The 10572-nt window shown below is 38.6% G+C and carries 10 protein-coding genes; 6 read left to right on the top strand and 4 right to left on the bottom strand.

Annotation, left to right across the window (positions count from 1 at the left end; genetic code table 11):
* The first annotated feature begins 41 nt into the window (after positions 1–41).
* Entirely contained in the window at positions 42–1265 is a 1224-nt protein-coding gene (locus GJU39_RS22370) for an NAD(P)/FAD-dependent oxidoreductase (protein WP_342448237.1), read from the top strand.
* Between the two features lie 396 nt (positions 1266–1661).
* Here the strand turns inward: GJU39_RS22370 and GJU39_RS22375 are convergent, their stop codons facing one another.
* The 3 genes from GJU39_RS22375 to GJU39_RS22385 form a co-directional block, all read right to left on the bottom strand.
* A complete protein-coding gene (locus GJU39_RS22375; protein WP_154283225.1) occupies positions 1662–2585 on the bottom strand; it encodes an SDR family NAD(P)-dependent oxidoreductase in 924 nt (307 codons plus the stop codon).
* Positions 2586–2659: 74 nt separating this feature from the next.
* A complete protein-coding gene (locus GJU39_RS22380) occupies positions 2660–3229 on the bottom strand; it encodes a Crp/Fnr family transcriptional regulator (protein ID WP_154283232.1) in 570 nt (189 codons plus the stop codon).
* Between the two features lie 364 nt (positions 3230–3593).
* On the bottom strand, positions 3594–4073 hold the full coding sequence (locus tag GJU39_RS22385; protein ID WP_154283226.1) for a hypothetical protein: 480 nt from the start codon (positions 4071–4073) through the stop codon (positions 3594–3596).
* A gap of 715 nt (positions 4074–4788) precedes the next feature.
* Between GJU39_RS22385 and GJU39_RS22390 the strand changes: the two genes are divergently transcribed.
* The 3 genes from GJU39_RS22390 to GJU39_RS22400 all read left to right on the top strand — a co-directional run bounded on the left by GJU39_RS22390 (position 4789) and on the right by GJU39_RS22400 (position 6304).
* Positions 4789–5367: a GNAT family N-acetyltransferase gene (locus GJU39_RS22390; RefSeq protein WP_154283227.1), complete on the top strand. Its 579-nt coding sequence runs from the start codon at positions 4789–4791 to the stop codon at positions 5365–5367.
* A 35-nt stretch (positions 5368–5402) separates the two neighbouring features.
* Positions 5403–5774 carry a DUF1349 domain-containing protein gene (locus GJU39_RS22395; RefSeq protein ID WP_154283228.1) on the top strand — a complete coding sequence of 124 codons (372 nt, stop codon included), beginning with the start codon at positions 5403–5405 and terminating at the stop codon, positions 5772–5774.
* Positions 5775–5860: 86 nt separating this feature from the next.
* The gene (locus GJU39_RS22400; protein ID WP_209437713.1) at positions 5861–6304 is read left to right on the top strand and encodes a DUF4372 domain-containing protein; all 444 of its coding nucleotides are present in this window, start codon (positions 5861–5863) and stop codon (positions 6302–6304) included.
* A 135-nt stretch (positions 6305–6439) separates the two neighbouring features.
* Here the strand turns inward: GJU39_RS22400 and GJU39_RS22405 are convergent, their stop codons facing one another.
* Positions 6440–7096, bottom strand: a complete 657-nt coding sequence (locus tag GJU39_RS22405) for an HAD family hydrolase (protein WP_154283229.1) — start codon at positions 7094–7096, stop codon at positions 6440–6442.
* A 1486-nt stretch (positions 7097–8582) separates the two neighbouring features.
* Here GJU39_RS22405 and GJU39_RS22410 point away from each other — a divergent pair.
* Both GJU39_RS22410 and GJU39_RS22415 read left to right on the top strand, forming a co-directional pair.
* A complete protein-coding gene (locus GJU39_RS22410; protein ID WP_154283230.1) occupies positions 8583–9431 on the top strand; it encodes an isocitrate lyase/PEP mutase family protein in 849 nt (282 codons plus the stop codon).
* Positions 9432–9787: 356 nt separating this feature from the next.
* Complete coding sequence (locus GJU39_RS22415) at positions 9788–10480, top strand: helix-turn-helix transcriptional regulator (protein ID WP_154283231.1); 693 nt, start codon at positions 9788–9790, stop codon at positions 10478–10480.
* The last annotated feature ends 92 nt before the right edge of the window (positions 10481–10572 follow it).

Raw genomic sequence — 10572 nt, forward strand, 5'->3', positions numbered from 1 at the left:
GGACCTTATTAAATTAACTCGGCTAAGGGGGGCTTTTTAAAGTGGTGAAGAGGGGTCAATTTGAAGCGGTTTATCCAGATAAAAACAATTACAATTATTTCACACCGCTGGTTTACCAGGTTGCTACCGGATTTCTGGACCCTTCCAGCATTAGTTACCCCTTTCGGAAACTTTTTAGAAAGAAAGCCATAAGTTTTCGCATGGCTTCAGTTGAAAAAATAGATGCGGCAGCAAATAATGTTTGCCTGGACGATGGAGGAATTTTGCATTATGATATTCTGATCGTCGCTATTGGTACCAGGACCAATTTTTTTGGTAATGAAAGTATAAAAACCAACAGTTTTTCGCTGAAAGGAATCGATGATGCTTTACATCTCCGGAATGAAATGGTTAAAACGCAGGAGAAGGCTGCTATTGAAACAGATCCCGAGGAAAGAAAACGTTTGATGACTATCGTAATAGCAGGCGGCGGACCGACAGGTGTAGAGGTTGCTGGTATGCTTGCCGAAATGAGGAGATTTATTTTGGAAAAAGATTATCCCAATTTAAATGCTGCGGAAGCAGATATTTATATTGTAGATGGCTCGCCTTTCTTGCTCCCGCCCATGAGCGACAAATCTCATAAAGCGGCTTATAGCATTCTGGATAAACAAGGGGTGATCATCAAATTGAATACCCAGGTCAAACAGTTTGGCAACGGCCTCGTAGAACTGTCAGATGGCACTACAATTGAAAGCCGAACCTTGATCTGGGCCGCCGGGGTTACTGGGAACAGCATAGAAGGCTTACAGAAAGAGAGCATAGGTAAGGGTGGGCGCCTGCTTACCGACGGTTTTAACAAAGTAAACGGGTACAGTAATATTTATGCCATTGGTGATATCAGTATGCTATTTACTGATACTGACTATCCAAACGGGCATCCGCAATTGGCGCAGCCCGCCATACAACAGGGAACGCAATTGGCAAAAAACCTGATCCGTGAAGCGAAAGGAGATACTTTAAAGCCCTTCAAATATTTCGACCGCGGTGATATGGCCATCATTGGCAGGCGGGCCGCTGTGGCCGATCTTTTTAAACATAAATTGCACTTTGGTGGTCTTTTAGGTTTATTAAGCTGGTTGTTTATCCACCTTATTTCGTTGGTGAGTTTTAGCAATAAGTTCAGAACGGTATATAATTGGGGAGTCGCTTATCTTACACGTGACCAGGCTTTACGAATGATATTTCGCCCTGGTAATCGTGAAAATAAGAACAACAAATTTTAACTTAATTAAGAACGTAGCTTTTTCACTTGATCAGGTCAGCAACGTTCCCCTTGCATTTTCATGGGGTCAACCTGAATCTCAAATCTTATACCGTTAGCTATTTGGCATCATACATCTGTATGACTCGATCATTTCTAAGCAGAACCATGAAAAATGTTAATATTAAAACGTTTAGACGTGATCAGGTGCCTGGTATTGAAAACATGGCATAAACACCGCTCAAAAGATAAAGCGATCTTACCTCCTTAGGTAACCGTTCTTTTAACTTCATTGCTGTTAATAACATTTTGAAATGCGTCCGAAATTTTTTATTGAGCATACGAAGCTAGGCTTTTTTCATCTAACCTTTGTGTTGTCCTGAAATAAATTTTTGAAAATATTTTGATGTATCAATCTTTATTCAGGTTCCTCAAAATTTGTATTCGTCAATTTCAAACTTGTTTCCCAAAGATCTTTTTGAAAATCTAAATTGTAAGAATCAATCGAAGATTTAATAACTTTTCCGTCAGAAAAGTAAATGCCCTTCAGATTTCTATATTCTTTTGAAAATGCAAGGTTCGCTAATCTCCCTCCAGATTTTGAAGGCGTATTTGTGTTATGTTTAAAAAGCGTCATTATCGGCATTATGTTTTTCCATGCAAATCTTAATATTGCAGGGTAATTCTTTGCAAGCCCTGTTCCTGGCGTCAGCCCGGGGTCAAATGCATTTACACGGATATTGGTGTTAGCCAACTTCTTTTGAAGGCTATAGGTTGTCAGCACATTTGATAGTTTTGAGGTTGAATATCTTCTCTGTCCTAACACGCTTTTTTTCTCATTTGTATTTTTTGGAAAAGCGAGGTCATTTGCATTTGTGTAAACAGGCGGTTCTATTCCTGTTTTTTGTAATGGGTCGTGTGTATCGCTTGCAGTGAAAGTTATGCTACCACCGTTATCCATATATGGCAAGAGCGAATTCGTGAATGCGAAAGGGCCTAAATGATTTGTTCCAAAAGTAAGTTCAAATCCGTCGGATGTATATTGGGTTTCGCCTATATTTTGCAAACCCGCATTGTTCACCAATGCCGAGACAGTTGGGAATTTTTCATTACTGAATATCTCAGCAAATTGCTTAATAGATTTTAAAGAAGCCAGATCCAACTCCAAACATTTCAGATGTCGATGCCCCGTTTTGTTTTTGATTAATTTGATGGCGTCATTCCCTGCTTGAACATTTCTACATGCCAAGATTATTTGTTCATTTGTAGCTATTTTTGCCATTTGCAAAGCACACTCAAAACCAATTCCACTGTTGGCTCCTGTAACGATAATTGATTTCATTTTTCTATTTTTAATGTTCATGTAAAATTACATCAACATCAAATGGAATCATTTGCCATTTGGCAAAAAGTAATTTATCGGATGTTTTTTCTAATTCTGCTCAGCGATGATTGTGTAATACCTAAGTACGAAGCCAAATAGGATAGTGGTATTCTGTTGGCAAGTGTCGGAAACTTTTTCAAAAAATCGTTATAGCGGGTTGTAGCATCTTCGGCCAACATTGGGCTTAATTTATTTACCTTCTCAAACAATGCTTTGGATGTTATTTGGCTGATGATATTATCCCAACCGATAATAGTTATGGATAATTCGCTTAATGATTCTGTTGAAAAGATCAAAAGAGAACAATCTGTAACTGCTTGTACATATTCTGACGAAGCTATCTTTTGGGTATAACTGCTTAGGTCAACTGCAAAATTATTTTCATCAATAAAATATTTCGTTATTTCCTCGCCTTTGATATTGAAATAGGATACCCGTAAAATCCCTTCATTGATAAAAGCAACACGTTTAGGTACTTTTCCAGCTTCGGAAAAATATTCATCTTTTTTGAGCTCCAGAACTTTTACTTTGCTTTTCACTAGATCAATTTGTGGTTGATTTAGCTGTCCGAATTGCAAAAGGTAGTTTATAAGATTCTCCATACTATAAAAGTCGCGAATGCAAATTGAATTAAATTTACCAAATGGCAAAAACATCAAATTACTATTGTCGCGGGACCTTGCCCTGAATAATATAGCAGTAAATATTTATATCATTAAGTTGGACACAACACTTTTTCAACTGAAAAATTTGCGGATCAATTGATATTATAGTTTAAACTGTTTGTACATTCCATCCTTTGTGAGTTCCATTGTTCTTCCGTTTTAGTGTTACAAAACTACTTAGATAGCTAAGAACCAGCAACCGAAAACTTGACAACTATTTTTAGTTAGTCCAAAGCTCACAGCGATTTAAAAAAATCCTGAAAGCCTTTGTAGTATGACGTTGTCCACGTAGAAACCTCGTTTAAAAATACGATCCGCACAGCAGGTAATTGCGCCCAGGTGTGCATGCCGGATTTCCAACTTTCCAGGCGGTTTGTTCTATTCTTCCCTTTTCAAACCAAAAATGCTCTTCAGTACAGAGGTTTAAATAATCAATTATTTTTTTAATATCATTTGCTTTTATGTCATTCATCTTCACGTCTTCCAGGTAAGTTTTTTTGAAATATTGATAATCATCATTAAAAGCGTCATATCGAACGTTAAACTCTCTAAAAAGATCTTTAAACAGTCTATCATGCGCCTGTTGGTAATTTAAATATCCCAAAAAAATCGTGGTGAGCAAAGCCATAAGACCAATCTCGATATTGGGTGGGGTTGCAACATGCACGTAAGTTGAGAAGAACCCTGGAACTACCGTGCTCAAAAGCATCGAGACTATATATGCAATTATTATGGATTGGTTGCGGTCCATAAATTTACCAACCATTAAATTTCTTTTCATACTGTAAATATAGAGGTTAAGAGCTATCAGTTAGCGCAAAAGTGTTGTTATAGATTAAAATGATTATTAGCAAAAGCTTTGGCTGATGTGTAAGAAACTGTTTAAAAACGGGAGAAAGAAATTATTATGAGTTGAAAAGTTGATAAAAAAGCTATCGCTAATTAATTGAATAACATCTAATTGTGAATAACGACAAACGCAATTAGTATGAGGACAATTTTAACGAAAAAAGTGTTTTGTCATTAACGCTTTTCAGTTTCGGTATAAGGATGTTATGGTTATGCAGTTTCCTATAGCTATCTGATTCTAAAGGGCTATTGTACCCTAGATAATCCATCTTAAAATAATTCTATTAAACATTTTAATTGCCAAGAATTAATCGATCCCACAACGAATACAGTAGCTAATTGGCCATTCACGAATTGCTAACCACTGATGTCCTCGTGCTAAATATGTGAACCCACGACAATCTGATTCTCGCTTTATCACAGAATTGAGCTGGAGTTTATCAGTATAACTACTTTTTGTCCCAAACATTATTGGAACTAAAGCGGATCAAAGTTTAGGTGGATCACAGTATGCGTTACCGATATACCGACACTGATTTTGCAACTTTGAATTTCTTTTTATGAAGGCTTAATGAAGTATATTTAATTACTTTGAATGCACTAATTAATATAGCAAATATTGTTCACAAACCAATTCAATATTAAAAATGGAAATCATAGGCGAGAAAGTAACATTAAGTCTTCTAAAAAGTAATGATAAAGCCGCACTTATCAATGCCGCCAGCGATGGACGGCTTTGGGATTTGCCCTTTACTTTTGTCCCCGATAAACAAACTATTGACGACTATATAAACACGGCTTTGAACGGACTGGCCATTGGTACGGTATTGCCTTTTGTAGTCAAAACAAAAACCGACCAGGTAGTCGGTTCGACAAGGTTTTGGAAGATAGACGATAAAAACAGAAGCCTTGAAATTGGCCATACCTGGATAAGCGCCTCGTGGCAACAAACATTTGTGAACACCGAGATCAAATATTTAATGCTGCGATATGCCTTCGAGGAAAGAAAATGCATTCGTGTCCAATTTAAAACAGATGAGATAAATGAAAAATCCCGCGCCGCAATTTTGAGGCTCGGAGCTAAAGAAGAAGGAATTATTCGTTACGAAAGAATAATGTCAAACGGTAGAAAACGGAATTCAGTATGTTACAGCATTATTGAAGACGAGTGGATAACAGTAAAGGAATTACTATTGTCCAAATTGCTTTACGATCCGAATAATTAAAAAAAATAAGATTGAATGAATGTTGACATCAAAATATGTGTTTAGATACGTATAGATCAGAAAATTATATCAAAACAGGCGTTGCGTTTGTAACCGGTAAATTTAATATAAGTACTGTAGTGACAAATGAAAAAAGTGATTGGAGCGTAGCCCCGCTTAATAAGGCACCTTCTTTTATTTGTATTAAAGCGGTTCATAGGTTAGATACTATAGAGATTTATTATTCATTGGATGATAAAAACTATATCATAACACGCAATGCCCCATTGCAAGACAACTGTCCTGTGATGGTAGGGCTTATGGCTGCTTGTCCGGATGGGAATGGGTTTGAGGCGAGGTTTGAAAGCTTCTCTGTAATGCATCTTCCCGATCAAAGGCGTTTAGAGTGGCTCAAGCAATACCAGTAGATTGATACATTTTGGATAATTATATTTCAAATGAAAGAAAAAACGCTGTATTAGTTTAGCTTCTCAGATGAGTAAAAAATAAACTTATGCAATTAGTAATGTATCGGCACCAGTCGATAAAGGAGGTGACAAAGCTATCCTCTACCAAACCATTATATCTTGGTGAATTAGATATTACAAAGTATAACGTTGATTTCAGGACAAGGGATTTCAATTGCTGGAACCAATTCATCCAACTGTTCTTTGGCCAGTTAACCTCTCGTAACTCGCTTCGGGATATTTGTGTTTGCCTGAAGTCTCATAGAAGTAAGTTGTACCATTTGGGGATCAGGAAATATGTAAATCAGTCTATCTTGTCCTGTGCAAATGAAAACAGGGATTGTCAGATATTCGCCGACTTTGGTAATTACCTGATTGGAGAGGTAAGGCCGATGTATGCCAATGAACCTATTGCTAATGTGGATACCAGCAACGAAGTATTCGCGTTGGATTCCACAACAGTTTCCTTAAGCCTGAAACTTTTCAGTTGAGCACCCGGAAAGTATTCGCGTGGTGCGATCAAAATCCATACGTTATTGGGCTTAAGGGACTGTATACGAGCCTTTATCTTGGTTAGGAGACAAAACCATCCTACTAAACGGGTAAGTAGACTTGTTTAGTAAAACTTAACGCATCAATAGTAGGTCTAAATAGTCAATTTTTGCAAAGCTGTCTGTAATAAAGTGCGCACCAGCGTCCTTCAACACCACTTGATCAAATGAGGTTGTTAAACCTATTACTGTACAACCGCTGGCTAACGCAGATTTTATTCCATTAGGTGAATCTTCGATCGCGGCAGTTTCTTCGGGTAATGCTTTCAAATATTCCATGGCTTTCAGATAGGGTTCCGGGTGAGGTTTATGCATTGATGTATCTCCGCCTGTCACCATGACATCAAAATATGTGTTTAGCTTATATTTGTCATTAATTAACAGAAAATCACTCTTGGTAGTGGAACTTGCTATACCAATTTTTATTCCTTCATGTTTCAATTTTTCAATAAAATCGAAGACACCTTCTATCAATTTAATATCGGGGAGCATTGCTGCATATAAGGTTCGCTTGTAATCATTCATTGCTTCCGCGGTTATCATTGCTCCGGCTAAATCTTTAGAAGCAAACCGAAAAAAATCTGAATCAGGGATACCTTTAAATTGATCAAAAAGATCGGAATCGTAGGTTAACTGAAAGTGATCAAGCGTCCCTTTCTTTGCCTCAGCGTGAATCGGTTCCGAATCAACAATTACTCCATCGAAATCGAAAATAACATTTTGTATATTCATAGTTTTATTTGTGTATTAATTACACTAAGGTATAAAACTTTGATGTTTCTCAAAATTTTATACCTTTCCAATCCAATTAGTTCGCTTAAATTTTACACAAGATGCGGATATGACTTAAAGAATCGCGCATAAATGCCGTGAAGAAAGAGAAAAAAAACTGAATGCACACCTGTAAAATATCGAACAGGATGACACCTTTGCTTATATAATTGGCTACACCAGTGGCGGATTTCCAAATGGCACATGGTGGGACGAGCTGAGTGATGAATAAGCCGTATTGTATCGCTGTCGTTCACTCGAAGACAAGTCTAAACAAGATTAATAAATAGCAAAGGATGGCGCCCCCATGCTTTGAAGCTGGTGCAGCGCTGAACCGGCTTTCCCCGCGCATATTAAAAAACTTTAGCCGAGACTTAACGCACATAGACGCATTTGTTAACTGTAAGCGACTAATTTAGCGCAGGAACAAAAGTATTGTTCGAATGCAGCGTGCTGAATTTGGCAGCCACCGAAGGCTCGGGCCCTTCCGCTGCGACAAAGAATTTAGCTAAGTTATCAAAGATGAATGGGTGCCCGGCCTTGCCGGACACCCATTCATCGAAGCAATTTAACTGCCTTTTTTGAATGTGAGAATACTTCCTTTATCCATAAAGTTGAATTGGTTAGATCTTAGAACATTACTCCGATGCTTTAAGACTTTGCTTGATCCAATAATAAAAAAGTGGCGTAAGTAGTATATCTGCGCAGAGAATGCCAATAATTGCAGGGGAAGGTGTACCATGAATTAGCTATCCAATAACACGAGCAATTCCTGCCGCAAATAACACAGACAATGCTGCCATTACCATGGGCTTATAACGACGTAAATCGGTTGTGCCTATTAATAGCACAACGGAAGTAGTGAAAAGGTAACGCCATAAAAGCGATTTTGGCTGTCAAAGGACGGGTCGGATGCCATTTGAGCCGTTAAGGTTGCACCAAGGGTTGAATCGGCGTACATGCCCATAAAGAGGTGCATCACTGGAACAGCAATGAATGTAATAGACAGAATTCTTAGCGTTAATATTAACGATTTCATAATTATATATGATTTTTAAATTGAGATTGCTATGTTTAAACGCCTAAAGATGGTAATTCATGCGAATTTAATTGGAACAGCGAGGCTGGAAGGCTAGTTGGTCAGTGCATCGCGTGCTTTAACAGATTAATCCTTTTGTACTTACCTTTCTGACCGGGTGTAGATGAAGATGATCAGAAAAAAGGCATGGTAAAGAACTGATCAGGGTAACGAAACTAGCTGCTGCGGAAGCCAAACCAATAACGTAAGCCGCGCCCAAATAGTTAACTATTATCCCAGGACTGGTATGACCCAATCAGATGCCAGGTTTTTATTAGATAGCATCGACGACCTGATATAAGCGCTTCAGGTTTTCAATGACCTTATTTTAATGATAACTTGCAATGGCTAAAAAAACGATAACTAAAAATGAAGAATCTCAATGTTCTATCACAGATCACTAAAGCAACAGCCTTCCTGCGACTTCATCAACGTAACGGCGTTTTTATTATTCCCAACCCATGGGATGCGGGTTCTGCCAAGGTATTGGAGCATCTGGGTTTTGAAGCGCTTGCGACTACCAGTGCCGGACTTGCATTTTGTCTGGGCTTACCCGATGGGCATGCATCGCTGACGAGAGAACTAACCTTAGCTAACGCGAGCAGTATTATCAATTCAACCAGGCTCCCCGTTGCGGCCGATCTGGAAAACGGGTATGGCGACGATCCGTTGGATTGCGCGAAAACGATAACTTTAGCTGCCCATATTGGTCTCTGCGGAGGATCTATCGAGGATGCGACCGGCAAGCCCAATGATCCGATTTATCCATTTAAATTAGCTGTTGAACGCATCAAGGCCGCAGTGCAGGCAAAGCAAGATCTATCCGTACCATTCACGCTTACCGCAAGAGCAGAAAATTTGATCTATGGGAGGCCCGACCTTAAAGATACCATAAACCGACTAACGGCTTTTGCCGATGCAGGCGCAGACGTAGTTTTTGCGCCGGGCTTAAAAACACACAAAGAAGTGATGGCAGTACTTAAGGCAGTACACCCTGTCCCTGTGAATGTCTTAATGGGTATTCAGGGGTGCCAGTTAACGGTTGATGAACTCGCAGATATGGGCGTCAAAAGGATTAGTTTAGGCTCCTCACTTATACGGGCAGCTTATGGTGGCTTTATAAGAGCCGTAGAAGAAGTAAAGCAGCAGGGAACATTTAAATTTGCTCAGGAAACTACGCCCTACGCTTCTCTTAATGAAATATTTAAAATTTCTTAACAAGATTTCGTGCTACCGGCTTAACTTGAACATCCCATGTCTGGATCACTGCGGCATTTGAACGGAGGTCGTAATGTAAATTAGTATAGTCCAGTTTATAATTTTGTTTAATGATCACTCTTATCAAAAAATCTTTTTACATAAAACTCAACTTTGGTAATGAAAAATTCAGACCATCGAATTGGATTTTCCAATGAAATAAGAACAATTATTAAAACGCATTATTGATGTCCCTTACCTATAGATCTAATTAGAAATTAGCATGAAACTTAAGTGCAGGTTAAATTTTTCAATGAGCGATCGCATAACGGATCGATACGTGATCGCACCGTTTCCCATAACAATAATCAGCAGGTATGAATTACAATGACATTAACCGACTTTCGCGCCTGACATCAATTTTAACACACCTGCAAACCAAACGGCTTGTGACGGCAACAGCACTGGCAGGTAGGTTTTCAGTAAGCGTCAGAACAATTTATCGTGATATAAGAGCACTGGAACGATCCGGTGTTCCGATATTAACCGAGGATGGAAAAGGATATACTTTAATGGAAGGTTATAGGATCCCTCCCGTAATGTTTACAGAAAGCCAGGCAAATGCACTAATACTAGCAGAGCAGTTAGTGTTAAAGAACAAAGATGCTTCATTTGTTAAGGAATATTGTGAAGCTATCGACAAGATAAAAGCAGTATTAGGGCGTAAAATTCTGGACAAGGCCAACCTGCTTGCCGAGCGGACCCGGTTTAGTCAAAACATCAACATTGAAAAGAATAGCAGTAATTTGACCGACCTGCAATTTGCACTCACAAATTTTTTTATTATAAAAATTGAATACACCAACGAAGCAGGTCAGGCTACAAGCCGGATGGTCGAGCCATTTGCCTTAATAAGCACGCAAGAAAACTGGTTATTAGTTGCCTGGTGCCACTCACGGAAAGAATTCAGGTATTTCAGACTTGATAGGATCAAAAAAATGGAAATCCTTGCTGATAATTTTACGCCTCATAAGATGACCCTTCAAGAATATTTTGATAAATATCATTAATTCTTTTTTACCCCTTGGATATTCTGGCAATATTGACCCCAGTAATGCACCATACTGACCCCCCTCGGGGATTTGGCCTGTCATAGCTGACG

Origin of the sequence: Pedobacter petrophilus, assembly GCF_009674725.1 — a bacterium.
Lineage (GTDB): Bacteria > Bacteroidota > Bacteroidia > Sphingobacteriales > Sphingobacteriaceae > Pedobacter > Pedobacter petrophilus.

Coding starts and splice junctions, on each gene's coding strand:
- GJU39_RS22375 (WP_154283225.1), bottom strand. CDS start 2,585: ATGAAATCAATTATCGTTACAGGAGCCAACAGTGGAATTGGTTTTGAG.
- GJU39_RS22380 (WP_154283232.1), bottom strand. CDS start 3,229: ATGGAGAATCTTATAAACTACCTTTTGCAATTCGGACAGCTAAATCAA.
- GJU39_RS22385 (WP_154283226.1), bottom strand. CDS start 4,073: ATGAAAAGAAATTTAATGGTTGGTAAATTTATGGACCGCAACCAATCC.
- GJU39_RS22390 (WP_154283227.1), top strand. CDS start 4,789: ATGGAAATCATAGGCGAGAAAGTAACATTAAGTCTTCTAAAAAGTAAT.
- GJU39_RS22395 (WP_154283228.1), top strand. CDS start 5,403: ATGTGTTTAGATACGTATAGATCAGAAAATTATATCAAAACAGGCGTT.
- GJU39_RS22400 (WP_209437713.1), top strand. CDS start 5,861: ATGCAATTAGTAATGTATCGGCACCAGTCGATAAAGGAGGTGACAAAG.
- GJU39_RS22405 (WP_154283229.1), bottom strand. CDS start 7,096: ATGAATATACAAAATGTTATTTTCGATTTCGATGGAGTAATTGTTGAT.
- GJU39_RS22410 (WP_154283230.1), top strand. CDS start 8,583: ATGAAGAATCTCAATGTTCTATCACAGATCACTAAAGCAACAGCCTTC.
- GJU39_RS22415 (WP_154283231.1), top strand. CDS start 9,788: ATGAATTACAATGACATTAACCGACTTTCGCGCCTGACATCAATTTTA.